Annotated in this window: 16 protein-coding genes; 11 read left to right on the forward strand and 5 right to left on the reverse strand. The window is 39.7% G+C overall.

Annotated elements, in window-relative coordinates; genetic code table 11:
• Positions 1–155: 155 nt before the first annotated feature.
• Positions 156–1,271 carry an energy transducer TonB gene (locus QL998_RS11155; RefSeq protein WP_290192695.1) on the reverse strand — a complete coding sequence of 372 codons (1,116 nt, stop codon included), beginning with the start codon at positions 1,269–1,271 and terminating at the stop codon, positions 156–158.
• Positions 1,272–1,520: 249 nt separating this feature from the next.
• Between QL998_RS11155 and ribA the strand changes: the two genes are divergently transcribed.
• From ribA to csrA, 6 genes are all read left to right on the forward strand, one after another.
• Positions 1,521–2,144 (forward strand): GTP cyclohydrolase II, encoded by a 624-nt coding sequence (gene ribA, locus QL998_RS11160; protein WP_002961931.1) that lies wholly within the window; start codon positions 1,521–1,523, stop codon positions 2,142–2,144.
• A gap of 81 nt (positions 2,145–2,225) precedes the next feature.
• The gene (locus QL998_RS11165; RefSeq protein WP_024595741.1) at positions 2,226–3,014 is read left to right on the forward strand and encodes a BPSS1780 family membrane protein; all 789 of its coding nucleotides are present in this window, start codon (positions 2,226–2,228) and stop codon (positions 3,012–3,014) included.
• Positions 3,014–3,466, forward strand: a complete 453-nt coding sequence (locus tag QL998_RS11170; RefSeq protein WP_002961933.1) for a regulatory protein RecX — start codon at positions 3,014–3,016, stop codon at positions 3,464–3,466. Before QL998_RS11165 ends, QL998_RS11170 begins: the two co-directional genes overlap by 1 nt.
• 19 nt (positions 3,467–3,485) lie before the next feature.
• On the forward strand, positions 3,486–6,086 hold the full coding sequence (alaS, locus tag QL998_RS11175; protein WP_290192696.1) for an alanine--tRNA ligase: 2,601 nt from the start codon (positions 3,486–3,488) through the stop codon (positions 6,084–6,086).
• A gap of 6 nt (positions 6,087–6,092) precedes the next feature.
• Positions 6,093–7,310, forward strand: coding sequence for an aspartate kinase (locus QL998_RS11180; protein ID WP_138489621.1), 1,218 nt, complete (start codon positions 6,093–6,095; stop codon positions 7,308–7,310).
• 91 nt (positions 7,311–7,401) lie between these two features.
• Positions 7,402–7,593 carry a carbon storage regulator CsrA gene (csrA, locus tag QL998_RS11185; RefSeq protein WP_004587515.1) on the forward strand — a complete coding sequence of 64 codons (192 nt, stop codon included), beginning with the start codon at positions 7,402–7,404 and terminating at the stop codon, positions 7,591–7,593.
• A 49-nt stretch (positions 7,594–7,642) separates the two neighbouring features.
• Here csrA and QL998_RS11190 read toward each other — a convergent pair whose 3' ends face one another.
• The 3 genes from QL998_RS11190 to QL998_RS11200 all read right to left on the reverse strand — a co-directional run bounded on the left by QL998_RS11190 (position 7,643) and on the right by QL998_RS11200 (position 8,664).
• Positions 7,643–8,110 (reverse strand): YcxB family protein, encoded by a 468-nt coding sequence (locus QL998_RS11190; RefSeq protein ID WP_290192697.1) that lies wholly within the window; start codon positions 8,108–8,110, stop codon positions 7,643–7,645.
• Between the two features lie 132 nt (positions 8,111–8,242).
• The gene (locus tag QL998_RS11195) at positions 8,243–8,434 is read right to left on the reverse strand and encodes a hypothetical protein (protein WP_007378921.1); all 192 of its coding nucleotides are present in this window, start codon (positions 8,432–8,434) and stop codon (positions 8,243–8,245) included.
• Positions 8,435–8,490: 56 nt separating this feature from the next.
• The gene (locus QL998_RS11200; protein WP_002961939.1) at positions 8,491–8,664 is read right to left on the reverse strand and encodes a DUF1328 family protein; all 174 of its coding nucleotides are present in this window, start codon (positions 8,662–8,664) and stop codon (positions 8,491–8,493) included.
• A 518-nt stretch (positions 8,665–9,182) separates the two neighbouring features.
• Between QL998_RS11200 and QL998_RS11205 the strand changes: the two genes are divergently transcribed.
• The 5 genes from QL998_RS11205 (at position 9,183) to QL998_RS11225 (ending at position 13,659) form a co-directional block, all read left to right on the forward strand.
• Entirely contained in the window at positions 9,183–9,425 is a 243-nt protein-coding gene (locus QL998_RS11205; RefSeq protein WP_076925244.1) for an OadG family transporter subunit, read from the forward strand.
• A gap of 11 nt (positions 9,426–9,436) precedes the next feature.
• Positions 9,437–11,218 (forward strand): sodium-extruding oxaloacetate decarboxylase subunit alpha, encoded by a 1,782-nt coding sequence (oadA, locus tag QL998_RS11210; protein WP_290192698.1) that lies wholly within the window; start codon positions 9,437–9,439, stop codon positions 11,216–11,218.
• Between the two features lie 13 nt (positions 11,219–11,231).
• Positions 11,232–12,362 carry a sodium ion-translocating decarboxylase subunit beta gene (locus QL998_RS11215; RefSeq protein ID WP_182197485.1) on the forward strand — a complete coding sequence of 377 codons (1,131 nt, stop codon included), beginning with the start codon at positions 11,232–11,234 and terminating at the stop codon, positions 12,360–12,362.
• Positions 12,363–12,497: 135 nt separating this feature from the next.
• Entirely contained in the window at positions 12,498–13,469 is a 972-nt protein-coding gene (locus QL998_RS11220) for an aldo/keto reductase (RefSeq protein WP_182197487.1), read from the forward strand.
• A 13-nt stretch (positions 13,470–13,482) separates the two neighbouring features.
• Complete coding sequence (locus QL998_RS11225; protein ID WP_170072950.1) at positions 13,483–13,659, forward strand: hypothetical protein; 177 nt, start codon at positions 13,483–13,485, stop codon at positions 13,657–13,659.
• A 74-nt stretch (positions 13,660–13,733) separates the two neighbouring features.
• Here the strand turns inward: QL998_RS11225 and QL998_RS11230 are convergent, their stop codons facing one another.
• Positions 13,734–15,047, reverse strand: coding sequence for a peptidoglycan DD-metalloendopeptidase family protein (locus tag QL998_RS11230; protein WP_024600761.1), 1,314 nt, complete (start codon positions 15,045–15,047; stop codon positions 13,734–13,736).
• Positions 15,048–15,203 lie beyond the last annotated feature (156 nt).

Consider the following 15,203-nt stretch of genomic DNA (forward strand, 5'->3'; position numbering starts at 1 on the left):
CCAATGAGTATGTTCGTTAATCATAATGTGCCCTCAAACAAGATTTGAAGATCTGATCATGACATTGAGATTTAGTTCAAAAAAATCCCCGCTAATTTCTTAGCAGGGATTTGTGTATAAGAGACAGCTAAAAGCGCCTTTTTAATGAGCCGCTTTTAGTGGCGGTTAATTTTAAAGTCGAGTTGTACCTGAGAAATAGCGCTAACAGGTTTGCCATTTTCAAACTTTGGCGCGTAACGCCATTGCTCAAGCGCTGCTTTGGCTGATTTTTCAAATGCGCTGCCGCCTTCAGAGCTAAGTACTTTTGGGTTTTTTACAAAGCCAGCTGCGTCTACCTCAAACTCCATAACAACGCTACCATCGGTACTAAATCTGGCTTTGTTAACTGGGTATTTAGGATTAACACGATAAAGCGGCGTTTGCACTTGCGATTCTTTCCATGGCACCATTTGAGCGATAGCTAGGCAATGTTTAGTTGCTTCTTCGCTTTTACCTTGCTTTTCGTACAGACCTACAAGCTTTGAATGAGCTGTTAGCTCTGCACTGTGATCAAAGTTTAAGTTACTATCGAATACAGTAACTATACGGTTTAGCCTTTCAATCGCTTGGTTGTATCTTTTACGACCCTCTGCGAATGAGGCCATTAAAAAATCGGCTTTTATGCGCTCTAGTGAGTTTTCAGGTAAGTTTTCTTGGTAGTATTCGTCGGCTTCTTCTAGGTAGTTTTTAGCCTCACGATATTTTTTAGAACTAAACTTTTTAGCCAGTAGCGTTGCAGCTTCAAGTTTCATGTCGGCTACAAACTTAGGGTTATTTTGTGTTTTAGCTATACCTATTACTTCTTCTAAAAAGTTAGCTGCTTTGTAAGCTGATGTTGTGTAGTTAGCTTTTCCGAGCAGTGCATCAACTGTTTCTATTGATTGTTTGCCGTGATTAGCCGCTAAAATAGTATGGGCTTCATCATAAAGTGCAAAACGTTGTTCGTTTAGCTCATCGCCGTAGCCTTTAATAGCTTTAGCGTAGTTAATAGCTAAGTTAGCGGTGTTATCTGAGCTTTCACCATAAACAGCTTTACCTGATGTGTAAGCAAGTTTGGCAGTTTGTTGTACGTTTTTGTCTGCTTTAACTGCTGCTAAATAGCTTTGGTATGCTTGGTTAAATACCGTTTGAGGATCGCTTGCTTGGCTTGCAAGTACTGTAGTACTTAAAGTGGTTGCGCTTAAAGCAGACAAACTTAAACCTATAAATAAAGCGAGTTGCTGACGTTTCATAATAATCCCTATCGTTGTTTAAAATACAAAATACCAAACGTGCCTGTAGGTGTCACTGATTAAGGTAAATCAACGTAAATAATATTGGCGGTTATTTGTATTAATTTATTGCTTAACAATCATTGAAAATAACGCCTGTCGTCGCCATATAATTGCCATAAACAGTCTTGTACTACGGTGTATTTATCCTATTTTGTGATACTATCACTTTATTGTCGTGTCGTAGTTATTTAAATATTTGGATTTGTCGTGGCGCAAGTAAGAGCAAGAGTCCAGCTTAAAGTTGGCAGAAATAGTGATATCCCTGCAGAAATAATCTCATTTACTGATTTAAAAGATGGTAAAGAACATATTGCTATGGTGTTTAACAACGCTGATACAGAGCAAGATGTACCGCTTATTCGTATGCATTCTGAGTGCCTAACGGGCGATGTATTTTACTCATCGCGTTGTGATTGTGGTGAGCAGCTAAATGAATGTATTGAAATGATGCACGAGCAAGGCGGTATTTTATTGTATTTACGCCAAGAAGGCCGTGGCATTGGTTTATACAACAAAATAGACGCTTACGTATTGCAATCGCAAGGTATGAACACCTACGAAGCTAATAATCATTTAGGCTTTGCTGATGATTTACGTGACTTTTCGGATGCGGTATTAATGCTCAATGCGCTTAATTTAAGTCACGTTAAATTAATGACTAATAATCCTAAAAAGCTTAATGCATTAAAAGATGCCGGTATTAATGTTGACTCGGTTGTGGGCACACATGCGCACATTAAAGCGGGTGTTGCGGGTAATAAATCGTACCTAGAAACAAAAATTAAGCATGGCGCGCATATGTTAGATATTAAGAAAATTAAAAAACCTTAATCATTTAATTACGTTTCGTCTATTAATCCCCCCTCACGCCAAGTTATACTTGGCGTGTTTCGTTTTAAATTAAGAGCAAGTATGTCTACACAATTACGAATTTTTAAAGCCGATGCAGGGCTAAAGTGGTTAAAAGCCGGATGGCTTATTTTTAAAACCCAGCCAGCAACCTTTATTTTTATGCATTTATTTATTGGCATTGTAGGGCTGCTGTCTTTATTTTTACCGCTGCTGCAAGTAGTAGCAGCTCTCGCCACGCCATTTTTAACCGCAGGGTTTTACCAAGCGGTGCTTAGTAAGCAACAGGGCGGAAAAATTATGCTAGCCGATATTCTCAAGCCATTTACGGCTAAGGGAAATCGTTTAGGGTTATTGCGTTTAGCACTTTATCAAATGGGTGCGGGTATTTTAATGGCGTTACTTGCTAATGGCTTATTTGCCGATGCAGTGGCTGTTATGAGCCAACCAGGACTTGATCCAAACGTGGCGCTAGAACAAATGCTTGAGAGTATTTCGGGCGCGAATGTAATTTTATTTTTTATGGCAATGCTAATTTATTTAACGGCATTTGCGTACGCTGTGCCACTTGTTTATTTTAGTAAAGAAACACGCATTTTAACGGCGCTTAAAAAATCGTTAATGGTGTTTTATCATAACATTTTGCCACTTGGCGTTTTTGGCCTTATTTGCGCATTATTTATGGCGCTTTCGATGTTCTTATCGTTCTTACCACTGTTGATTTTAATGCCGATTTGCTACATTAGCTTTTTTGTATCTTATCAAGCCATTTTTATGCCTGTTGTACCATTAAGTGACGACATTAATGTTAAGCCACTTAGCAGTGAAACAAGCGGACGTTTTGACGCTTAATGGATGATAAATTAAAGCAAAAACTAAAAAACTATGTACTTTGGTTACTAGGGCGCCAAGAATATTCGCGTCGTGAGTTAACGCTCAAATTACAGCAAAAAGAAGCGACAGAAGAGTTTATTGAAACGCTGCTTGATTGGTGCGAAAAGCACAATTTTATTAACGAGCAGCGATACTGTGAAGGCTTTGTAAGAAAACACATATTTAAATGCCACGGGCTTAAGCGAATACAAAGCGAAGCTATGGGCAAAGGGATTGATCGTTCGCTACTTGAAATGGTAGTTGAAGAGCTTGAAATAGATTGGTTTGAGCTTGCGCAGGATGCGTACAATAAAAAATATTCGAATACACCGCCAGACCTCGATTACAAAGATAAAGCTAAGCGCGTGCGCTACTTAATGTATCGGGGTTTTAGCTACGATGAAATTAATTTTGCAATGCAAGCACAGTAAATACAGGTGAGACTTTCAAATGCAGCACATGACTACCGCACAAATTAGGCAACAGTTTTTAGACTTTTTTGCCAGCAAGCAACATCAAATAGTACCTTCTAGCTCGCTTATTCCGGGTAACGATGCCACGTTGTTATTTAACAACGCCGGCATGGTGCAATTTAAAGATGTATTTTTAGGCGCAGAAAGCCGCCCTTATACACGTGCGACAAGTTCGCAGCGCTGTGTACGTGCTGGTGGTAAGCATAACGATTTAGAAAACGTAGGCTACACTGCTCGCCACCATACATTTTTTGAAATGTTAGGTAACTTCAGCTTTGGTGATTACTTTAAGCAAGACGCGATTAAGTTTGCGTGGGAGTTTTTAACTGAGGTTGTTAAATTACCTCAAGAAAAACTGCTTGTTACTATTTATCACGATGATGAAGAAGCGTTTGAGTATTGGTCAAAAGATATTGGCTTAAGTGAAGATCGTATTATTCGTATTGCGACCTCTGACAACTTTTGGTCTATGGGCGATACCGGTCCATGCGGTCCGTGTTCTGAAATATTTTATGACCATGGTGAGCATATTTGGGGCGGACCTCCGGGCACTCCCGAGGAAGATGGCGACCGTTTCATCGAAATTTGGAACCTTGTATTTATGCAATACAACCGTCAAAGCGACGGTACTATGTTGCCTCTACCTAAGCAATCTGTTGATACGGGAATGGGCCTTGAGCGTATTTCTGCAATTTTGCAGGGTGTGCATTCAAACTACGAAATCGATTTATTCCAAGGCTTAATTGCAGCAGCTGCAAGTGTAACTAACGCGCAAGATATGGACGATAAGTCACTACGCGTAGTGGCGGATCATATTCGTTCGTGTGCGTTTTTAATCTCTGACGGTGTTATGCCATCTAACGAAGGTCGCGGTTATGTATTGCGTCGTATTATTCGTCGTGCAGTACGTCACGGTAATAAGTTAGGTGCTAAAGGCGCGTTTTTCTATAAATTGGTTGCTGCACTTATTGAGCAAATGGGTCAAGCGTACCCAGAACTTGCTAAGCAACAAGAAATTATTGAAAAAGTACTGCGCATTGAAGAAGAACAGTTTGGTAAAACACTTGAACGTGGCTTAGCTATTTTAGAAGAAAGCTTAAGTGACCTTAAAGGCGATATTATACCGGGCGACTTAGTATTTAAACTTTACGATACGTATGGTTTTCCAGCTGATTTAACGGCCGATGTTGCGCGTGAGCGCCAGATGACGATTGATCATCAAGGCTTTGAAGAATGCATGGCTGTACAACGTAAAACAGCGCAACAAGCAGGTAAATTTGGTGCTGATTACAACGAGCAATTAAAATCAGAAAAGCACACTGATTTTAAAGGCTATGATAGTAATCATTACCGTGGCACTGTGGTAGAAATTTTTGCCGGTGGCGAATCGGTATCGTTACTTGAAGATGGTCAACAAGGTATTATTGTTTTAGACCGTACTCCGTTTTACGCTGAATCAGGCGGCCAAATTGGTGATAGCGGAACAATTACTGTTGCCGGTGGTGAGTTTAATGTAACGAATACCACTAAATTGGGTAATGCTTTTGCTCATCATGGAACAGTTCAAGGACGTATTGGCGTTAACGATAAAGTGGATGCGACTATTGACGATGCGCGCCGTGACAGTATTAAGAAAAACCACACCGCTACGCATATTTTGCATGAAGCACTGCGTCAGCTTTTAGGTGAGCACGTATCGCAAAAAGGCTCACTTGTGCAGCCAGATCGTCTGCGTTTTGACTTCTCACATTTTGAAGCGGTGACCAAACAAGAACTGCGCGAAATTGAACGCGTAGTGAATGACGAAATTCGTCGTAACTTTGCTCTTAACACTGAGCTAATGGCAATTGATGATGCTAAAGCCAAAGGTGCAATGGCACTGTTTGGCGAAAAGTACGATGACGAAGTACGCGTTGTGACTATTGGTGATTACTCAATCGAGCTTTGTGGTGGTACACACGTAGAGCGTACGGGTGACATTGGTTTATTCAAAATTGTATCTGAAAGCGGTATTGCTGCTGGTGTTCGTCGAATTGAAGCGGTAACAGGTGCAGAGGCAATTGCTTATGTAAGCGAGCAAGAGCAACAATTAGCTGATGTTGCAGCGCTTGTAAAAGGTGACAATGCGTCAGTGCTTGAAAAAGTAACTGCCTTACTTGAAAAGTCGAAAGGGCTTGAAAAACAAGTTGCCCAGCTTAACGATAAGTTAGCAAGTGCGGCGGGTGCATCTTTACTTGATTCGATTGTTGAAATTAACGGCGTTAAGCTACTTGTAGCAAATGTTGAAGGTACTGAATCTAAAGCACTGCGCGGTATGGTTGATGACCTTAAAAACAAAATTGGCTCAGGTGTTATTGCACTGGGTGTTGCCAGTGGCGACAAAGTAAGCCTAATTGCTGGTGTTACTAAAGACTTAACAGGCAAAGTAAAAGCCGGTGAGTTAGTTAACCACATGGCAGGCCAAGTAGGTGGTAAAGGTGGCGGTCGTCCAGATATGGCACAAGCTGGTGGTAGTGAGCCACAAAACCTTGCTGCTGCACTAGATAGCGTTACAGCTTGGTTAACTGAGCGTACTTAAGCCTAAGTGGCGCTTATTGTTCAAAAATTCGGTGGCACTTCGGTCGGCTCAATAGAGCGAATTGAAGCAGTCGCCGACCTTGTTGTAAAAACCAGACAACAAGGACATCAAGTGGTTGTGGTGCTCTCGGCTATGTCGGGAGAAACCAACCGCTTAATTAATCTCGCCAAACAAATCGATACTCGCCCGAGTAGCCGTGAACTAGATGTACTAATTAGCACCGGAGAGCAGGTTTCTGTATCACTACTTGCTATGGCTATTATAAAACGTGGCCACTCTGCTGTGAGCCTATTAGCCGATCAAGTCAATATTTTAACCGATAACATGTTTGGTAAAGCTCGTATTGCAGAGGTTGCTGCTACGCGTTTAAAGCATGAGCTTGAGCATAATCGGATTGCTATTATTGCTGGGTTTCAGGGGCGTGATGTTGAGGGCAACATTACAACGCTTGGGCGCGGCGGCACCGATACATCGGCTGTAGAAATAGCAGCGGCTATAAAAGCTGACGAATGCCAGATCTATACAGACGTTGACGGCGTATATACTACAGATCCTCGTGTTGAACCTAACGCGCGCAGAATGAGCCAAGTTACCTTTGCCGAAATGCTAGAGCTGGCAAGTTTAGGGGCGAAAGTTTTGCATATTCGCTCAGTAGAAGCCGCAGGAAAACATAATGTGCCACTTAGGGTGCTTTCGAGCTTTAATCCCGATGAAGGTACATTAATAAGTTTTGAGGAGAACGATATGCCAAGCAAGGTTGTATCGGGGATTGCGTTTAATCGTGACGAATGTTTAATTAAGGTACAAGGTGTGCCAACGGGCACGCAATATCTTTCAAAAATATTGAAACTTTTTGCCGAAAATGGCATCGAAATAGATATGATTAATCAAGTTAATCATAACTTTGAAAAAATAGACTATGCCTTTACTGTGCACTCGAATGATTATCTGCAAGCACTTGAATTATTGAGTGAAGATCAAACTCAGCTCGGTGCTCAAAATATAAGCGGATTGCAAGCAGTAGCTAAAGTTTCTGCTGTTGGCATGGGTATGAAATCACATTCTGGTGTCGCTAGTTTATTTTTTGATGCATTAGCGCAGGAAAATATTAATGTGGTTTTAGTCTCGACTTCAGAGATTAAAATTTCAGTTTTAATAGATGAAAAGTACCTAGAGTTGGCTGTTCGTGCATTACACAAAGCATTTTTAACAGAAAATGGATAGATTGCGAGTTTTTACTTACTTTTCAGTCTAATTTTCATTAGTATGTTTAAGCGGAATCTTATAATTTTTATTGGAACATGGGAGCAAGAGAATGCTAATACTAACTCGTAGAGTAGGTGAAACCCTAATGATTGGTGACGAAGTAACAGTTACTGTTCTAGGTGTTAAAGGAAATCAAGTTCGAATCGGTGTTAATGCACCAAAAGACGTATCAGTGCATCGTGAAGAGATTTACATGCGCATACAAGCTGAAAAGTCGAACCCTAATCCGGGCAATGCTTAATCAACACGTATACGTAGTTGAGTAATTAACTCAACTAGTCAAAAGCCACTCACTGAGTGGCTTTTTTGTTTATAAAAGCGAGTGTTTCTGGGGTTAATATTTGTCTTGAAATATACTGCATGCCGCTTTTATTTTTAATAATAATACCTTGCTGCGTATCTATTACTTCGCTTATGTCTTGCCAAGTTAGCTGAAAGCTTTTGTAATGATTAGCTGATTTAATACCTTCTTCATCAAAGGTAAGTGTTACTTCTGAGCCTGATGCTCTGCTGAGCATTTGTCTGGTTACCCACCAAGGTCTGCGATAGTAAAAAGCGACGCACTCTAGTACACCTAGCATGATCATAAACGATCCTAAGTAATGATCGTTTAAAACATAAATGCCAAATAAACCAAGCGCAACCAGTAGTACAAGTAAAAAGTACTTAGGTTTGGCGCGTTTACTGTACGGGAGTGACTCATCAAAGCACTCATAAAAGTAGGGTTTATCTAGCGTGTAGGTTGTTGTAAATGCCATATTGCCTTGCTTTAAATATCGTTTTTTTTATTTTAACAAGCTAACCGCTAAATGAGCAGCTTTATAGTCAGTGATTTTATTACAGACACAAAAAAACGGCCCTAAGGCCGTTTTTTAGCGATAAAAGAAGAATTAACAGTTAGTTTCTTCAGCGTTTACGCCTTCTTTAACATTTTCACATGCATCTTCTACTTTGTTTTGCACGTCAGTTACTGCTTCGTCAATACGTTCGCCTGCGTCTTCTGCATGGTTGTCTTCACAACCCATGATGAAAAAACTTGCGAATAGACCGATTAGTGCTGCTTTTACAGTTGTTGAATTCATAATGTAATTCCTTGTAAGTATTAATTAAATTTTAGTGTGTTAGTTGAATGCTTTATCTACCTGGGCGATTTACCACGTAGTGCACCTGAAACTAATGAAATCACTAAAAGTACTAAAAAGATAAAAAATATAATTTTTGCTATACCAGCTGCGGCACCTGCGATGCCACCAAAACCTAACACTGCAGCGATTAAAGCAATAACTAAAAATGTAATTGTCCAGCGTAACATTGTTTTCTCCTTGGTTATCAAATTTGCTCATAATAACTAATGCCAGTTACATGCCAAAGTTTATTTTTTATTAATATCAATAGCTTATGTTTTTTGGTTATGTTTTTAGTTATTTGTTAGTTAGTAACTTTTACGCTTTGTTATGTAAGTTATTCACACTGTTACAAATTGCTGGCAAAAATCCACTGAGAATATTTTTTTGGTAAGACCAATTAACAATTAGTGTGTGTTTTTGTACTTATTATAAAGTTTGGTGTGTATTTTTATTAAGTTGAATAGTTAATTAACAACTTCTATATAACTATTAGCTATAGTCGTTATTTCCTACGTGTATTATATGGCGTATGGTTGCTGGGTTATGGCATGTAAATAAGTTGAGTGTTATGTTGTTTATAGTTTAATTGGTTTTACCAATTTACAAGATGTAGACAAAGCGACTAGTTTTGTTATCATCCAGTGAATAAATATTTAATTAAATCGATTTTTTATTTTCGATATGGGTTTCAAGGGGGAGAAAAATGGATATAGGTGCTCTACTCACAACGGCTGGTAGCTTAATGCTAACTGGTATGGTTGGGGTGTTTGTATTTCTGTCGATATTAATTGGTGCAGTAACGCTTATGTCTAATTTGGTGACGCGCTTTAGCGAACCAGAGGCATCACCAGCTAAATCACCGTCTTTTAAATCTCAAGGTGTGCCTAATGAGCACATCGCTGCTATTAGTGCTGCCATTGCTCAGTACAAATCAAATAACAAATAAGGGGCACACACATGGCTAAATTAAAATTAACAGAATTGGTATTACGCGATGCGCACCAATCATTGCTCGCAACACGTATGCGCCTAGACGATATGCTACCTATTGCTAGCAAGCTAGATGATGCAGGTTATTGGTCTATTGAATCGTGGGGCGGTGCTACATTTGATTCGTGTATTCGTTATTTAGGCGAAGATCCTTGGGAGCGTATTCGTGCGCTTAAAAAAGCGATGCCTAATACTAAACAACAAATGCTATTACGCGGTCAAAATCTATTGGGTTACCGCCATTACGCTGATGACGTAGTTGAAAAATTTGTAGAACGCGCACATAAAAATGGCGTTGACGTATTTCGTATATTCGATGCAATGAACGATGTACGCAACCTTGAAACAGCTATTAAAGCGGCTATAAAAGTAGGCGCACATGCTCAAGGTACTATTTCGTACACAGTTAGCCCTGTTCATACGCTTGAAATGTGGCTGACTCTTGCTAAGCAATTAGAAGATTTAGGTTGTCACTCAATTTGTATTAAAGACATGGCGGGTTTATTAAAGCCATACGATGCTGAAAAACTAATTAAAGCACTTAAAGGAACTGTATCGGTTCCTATTGCTATGCAGTGCCATGCTACAACTGGTTTAAGTACTGCGACTTATCAAAAAGCGATTGATGCAGGCATTGATATGCTTGATACCGCTATTTCATCTATGAGTATGACTTACGGACACACTGCTACTGAAACTATTGTATCGATAGTTGAAGGTACCGAGCGCGATACTGACCTTGATTTAAATCACCTAGAAGAAATTGCTGCTTACTTTAGAGATGTACGTAAAAAATATGCGGCATTTGAAGGTAGCTTAAAAGGGGTTGATGGTCGTATTTTACTAGCTCAAGTACCTGGTGGCATGCTTACAAACATGGAAAACCAACTTAAAGAGCAAGGCGCGGCAGATAAGCTTAATGAAGTTTTACTTGAGATCCCACGTGTACGTGAAGATCTTGGCTTTTTACCTTTAGTAACACCCACGTCGCAAATTGTAGGTACTCAAGCTGTACTTAACGTGCTAACCGGTGAGCGTTATAAAACAATTACTAAAGAAACTGCTGGCGTATTAAAAGGTGAATATGGCTTAACACCAGCACCAATGAATAAAGAGCTACAAGAGCGTGTGCTTGATGGAGCTGAGGTTATTACTTGTCGCCCTGCAGATAACATTGCACCAGAGCTTGCAACGCTTGAAGCTGAATTATTAAAAGAAGCGCAAGAGCAAGGTTTAACACTTGCTGATGATCAAATTGATGATGTACTAACTTATGCATTGTTTCCACAAGTTGGTTTGAAGTTTATTAAAAACCGCAACAACCCAGGTGCATTTGAGCCTATTCCTACCGTTGAAGATAAGAGCAATAAGGCAGCACCAAAATCGGGATCAAATAATAACAGCGTTAAAGCTGAGCAATACAGCGTAAAAGTAGATGGTAAAGTTTACGACGTAGTAGTGGCGCAAGGTGGTGAACTTAAAGAAGTAACCTTAAAAGACTCTGAGCACATTCCCCAGTCGGCTTCGGTAGCATCAGGCGAAACGCTTAACGCACCTCTAGCCGGTAATATTTTTAAGATTAAAGTAAAAGCTGGGCAGGTTGTTAACGAGGGCGATGTAGTGATTATTATGGAAGCCATGAAAATGGAAACTGAAATACGCGCTACGCATACCGGAACAATTGCTGAAGTGTTAGTTAGTGAAGGCGATGCTGTAACTACCGGCGACGCTATGATTGCATTAGCTTAGGAGTAAATAGAGGATGGAAGGTATTTTAAACCTCTGGAATGCGACAGGCATTGCTAACTTTACAATCCCATCGTTAATAATGATTACGGTAGGGTGTTTATTACTGTTTTTAGCGATAGCTAAAGGCTTTGAACCACTATTATTACTACCTATTGGTTTTGGTGCGATTTTAACAAATGTACCAGTGGCAGGTTTGTCAGACCCTGGTGGGCTTTTGTACTACGTTTATTATGTGGGTATTGATACGGGAATTTTTCCGTTATTGATATTTATGGGAGTAGGGGCGCTAACCGATTTTAGTGCGCTTATTGCTAATCCACGTATGTTGCTATTAGGTGCGGCTGCACAGTTTGGTATTTTTGCGACTCTGTTTGGCGCGATATTATTAAACTATGTGCCAGGCTTTGAGTTTACTTTACAGGATGCATCGGCTATTGCGATTATAGGTGGAGCAGATGGACCTACTGCAATATTTTTAGCGTCAAAACTGGCACCAGATTTACTTGGTGCAATAGCGGTAGCCGCATACTCATACATGGCACTTGTGCCAATTATTCAGCCGCCAATTATGCGTGCGTTAACAACACCAGAAGAACGTAAAATAAAAATGCCAGAGCTTCGTAAAGTATCTAAAAAGGAAAAGATTATTTTCCCTCTTATGGTGCTTAGCTTAACGGCTATGTTTTTACCGGCTGCTATACCGCTGGTAGGTATGTTTTGTTTAGGTAACTTAATGCGAGAGTCAGGTGTTGTTGATAGATTAAGTAACAGTGCTCAAAACGAAATCATCAATGTTACAACTATATTTTTAGGCTTAGCTGTAGGCTCAAAGCTTGCTGCAGATAAGTTTTTAACTGTTGAGACGATTGGTATTTTAGTACTTGGCGCACTCGCGTTTGCAATTGGTACGGCATCTGGCGTATTTATGGCAAAAGGACTTAATCGCATATCTAAAACACCTATAAACCCATTAATAGGGGCGGCAGGTGTATCGGCTGTGCCAATGGCGGCACGAGTAGTAAACAAAGTAGGCCTTGAAAGTAACCCTCATAACTTTTTACTTATGCATGCAATGGGACCAAATGTTGCGGGCGTTCTTGGTAGTGCAGTTGCTGCGGGTATTTTATTAGCACTTGTTGGTTAAATTAATTTTAATCAAACCGATTAGCGCAGTTTACTGCGCTTTTTATTGTTCTTAATTTCTTCGCCGCTAAATGGTTTCTTGTTCAGCGCTTTTTGTTTACAGTAACAGCTCTTCAAAATTTTAAGGATAGTTATCATGCTTCACACACCTTTAGCAAAGCACTTACCTCATGTTAGTAAACTTGTATTCGGATGCATGGGTCTGGGCGGCGGTTGGAATAAAGACGCAATTACTGATGCACATGTTAAGCAAACTCATGAATGTATAGATAATGCTATTGAAGGTGGCATTAACTTTTTTGACCATGCTGATATTTATACTTTTGGTAAAGCTGAGCAGGTTTTTGGTAAAGCATTAAGTGAGCGACCAGAGCTTAGAGAGCACATGTATATTCAATCTAAGTGTGGGATTCGTTTTGAAGATGACTTAGGACCAAAGCGCTATGATTTTTCATCAAAGTGGATTGAGCAATCAGTTGAAGCATCCTTGAAGCGATTAAATACAGAGTATTTAGACGTACTTATGCTACATCGTCCTGATCCTCTCATGGAAGTTAACGAAATTGCTCGTATATTTAGTTGCTTAAAAGAAAGCGGTAAAGTGCGCAATTTTGCAGTATCTAATATGCAGCAGCACCAAATGAATTTTTTACAACACGCACTTGATATGCCTATTGTGGCTAATCAAATTGAGGCTAGTTTGCAAAAGCATCAGTTTGTTGATGAAGGTGTATATGCCGGTAACAGTGACGGTAAAGATCTTAATTTTACACCAGGTAGTATTGAGTACTGTCGCCATTTTGAAATTCAAATTCAAAGCTGGGGCAGTTTATGCCAAGGTTTATACAGTGGTAGTGATTTATCAAACGCATCGCAGGCCGATATAAACACCAGTCTTTTAGTTAATAAACTGGCTGCACTTTATGATACTTCTGCTGAGGCGATTGTAATTGCCTGGTTACTTCGCCACCCCGCATCTATTCAGCCTATTATTGGAACAACTAATGCCAAGCGTATTAAAGCCTCTTGTGATGCTGTCAACGTAGAGCTAACTCGTGAGCATTGGTATGCACTTTATGTCAGCGCTAAAGGGCATGAGTTACCATAAGTAGGGCGCTAATATGAATATATTCGTTATTTTAATTGGATTGTTTGTCGCGCTGGCGATACTCATTCCATTACTTGAAAAATATCAAAGTAAAATAGGGCTTGATGGCGCAACCAAATACAGTAAATATATTTGGCCGCTAGTGATGGTATCTTTAGTTATTCAGCTCATTTATGTATTAATGAATTGATGGTTTATAGCGTATACAAAAAAGCCTTTGCAGATTTAACCTGCAAAGGCTTTTTTAATGTTTATTAATAAGCTTTATTTTAGTGCTAACTGTAGCTCGCGATTGCGCTCAAGTTGGGCAATAAAGTTATCTGCAATCGGTTTAAACTTAGCAAGTTCTGAGCGAGGTAATGGCTCTGACTTAGGAAGCTTAACGGTTTTAGGATTACGGTGAACGCCATTTACTAAAAACTCATAATGTAAATGCGCGCCAGTAACACGACCAGTAGAACCTACAGTACCAATTTGTTGGCCCTGTTTAACTTTTTGGCCTGTTTTAACTAGTTTCTTATTTAGGTGTAAGTACTTAGTTACATATTGTGTGCCATGGCTGATAAATACGTAGTTACCGTTGTACTTGCTGTAACCCGCTTTTACTACCTTACCGTTACCTGATGCGACTACTGGTGTGCCAGTGCGTGCTGCAAAGTCGATACCACGGTGCGCTCTAACTTGCCCAGTAACAGGATGAAGTCGCTTAGGATTAAAGCTAGAACTAATATACTTAAAGCTTACAGGTGCACGTAAAAATGCTTTTTTCATGCTACGCCCTTCAGGCGTATAAAAATTGCCGTCGGTATGGCGAATCGCTGCAAAGCGCTGACCTTGGTTTACAAATTCAGCGGCAATAATTTTACCGGTACCAATAAACTCGCCATCAACATAATGAGACTCGTAAATTAAGCCAAATAAATCGCCTTTACGAATATCATTTGCAAAATCAACATCCCAACCAAATATGTCAGCAAAGTTCATTATTTGGCGCTCGCTTAAACCTGCCGCAATTGCTGAAGTCCAAAAGTTATTAGATATTTCGCCGCCAGCGGTTTTAGTTAGCGTTTCAATTTCTTTACTATCGATAGCTGTATCGTAATTACCTTCGTCGTTTAAGGTAACAAATAAAGTATCTGTTTTTGAAATTACATAACGCAGTTGAGCCAAAGAGCCATCTTCAGCAGTAGCAAAACTGAGTACTTCACCTGGATGAATTTTAGTTAGCTTGCGAGTCTCTGCATTAGTGTTAATTAGTTTATGAAGCGTTTGAGCTGAAAAACCAGCACGCTTAAAGATAATTGCTAAATTGTCGCCATTTTTAACTTTATGATCGACAAAGTCGTATTCTGGTAACTTTTCTGCTGCTTGCTCTGAATTTAGCTCAGTTAATTTTTCGTTGTCATCAACTTTAACTTGTAACTCATAGCGCTTACCAATTTCTAGTGCATTTGCACTATTGTCTTTGGATGCAGTGGCTTTTTCAGAAGGAAGAAAGGCTAAGCCAACAATAGCAGAAACCAAACCTAGAATAAGCAATTTGTGTTTTTTGGGGAGCGTGTGAACCACGTGAACCATAACGTGCCTTTTTCTGCTGTCAAGATAATAAATACGTAATATTGCAGGATATACTTAATAATGTGCGAATACTAGTGTTTTGTAGATTTAAACTACGCTAAAATCAAGGGTAGAAAGCCTTTTTTAACGTCCTATCTAACTAAGACTCAATTCATT

The organism is Pseudoalteromonas sp. APC 3691 (assembly GCF_030408135.1).
Taxonomy (GTDB): Bacteria; Pseudomonadota; Gammaproteobacteria; order Enterobacterales; family Alteromonadaceae; genus Pseudoalteromonas.

What these genes read in the sequence shown, in the direction of transcription:
- QL998_RS11155 (WP_290192695.1), bottom strand. Translation starts at nt 1,271, where the DNA reads ATGAAACGTCAGCAACTCGCTTTATTTATAGGTTTAAGTTTGTCTGCT.
- QL998_RS11165 (WP_024595741.1), top strand. Translation starts at nt 2,226, where the DNA reads ATGTCTACACAATTACGAATTTTTAAAGCCGATGCAGGGCTAAAGTGG.
- QL998_RS11170 (WP_002961933.1), top strand. Translation starts at nt 3,014, where the DNA reads ATGGATGATAAATTAAAGCAAAAACTAAAAAACTATGTACTTTGGTTA.
- alaS (WP_290192696.1), top strand. Translation starts at nt 3,486, where the DNA reads ATGCAGCACATGACTACCGCACAAATTAGGCAACAGTTTTTAGACTTT.
- csrA (WP_004587515.1), top strand. Translation starts at nt 7,402, where the DNA reads ATGCTAATACTAACTCGTAGAGTAGGTGAAACCCTAATGATTGGTGAC.
- QL998_RS11190 (WP_290192697.1), bottom strand. Translation starts at nt 8,110, where the DNA reads ATGGCATTTACAACAACCTACACGCTAGATAAACCCTACTTTTATGAG.
- QL998_RS11195 (WP_007378921.1), bottom strand. Translation starts at nt 8,434, where the DNA reads ATGAATTCAACAACTGTAAAAGCAGCACTAATCGGTCTATTCGCAAGT.
- QL998_RS11200 (WP_002961939.1), bottom strand. Translation starts at nt 8,664, where the DNA reads ATGTTACGCTGGACAATTACATTTTTAGTTATTGCTTTAATCGCTGCA.
- QL998_RS11205 (WP_076925244.1), top strand. Translation starts at nt 9,183, where the DNA reads ATGGATATAGGTGCTCTACTCACAACGGCTGGTAGCTTAATGCTAACT.
- oadA (WP_290192698.1), top strand. Translation starts at nt 9,437, where the DNA reads ATGGCTAAATTAAAATTAACAGAATTGGTATTACGCGATGCGCACCAA.
- QL998_RS11215 (WP_182197485.1), top strand. Translation starts at nt 11,232, where the DNA reads ATGGAAGGTATTTTAAACCTCTGGAATGCGACAGGCATTGCTAACTTT.
- QL998_RS11220 (WP_182197487.1), top strand. Translation starts at nt 12,498, where the DNA reads ATGCTTCACACACCTTTAGCAAAGCACTTACCTCATGTTAGTAAACTT.
- QL998_RS11225 (WP_170072950.1), top strand. Translation starts at nt 13,483, where the DNA reads ATGAATATATTCGTTATTTTAATTGGATTGTTTGTCGCGCTGGCGATA.
- QL998_RS11230 (WP_024600761.1), bottom strand. Translation starts at nt 15,047, where the DNA reads ATGGTTCACGTGGTTCACACGCTCCCCAAAAAACACAAATTGCTTATT.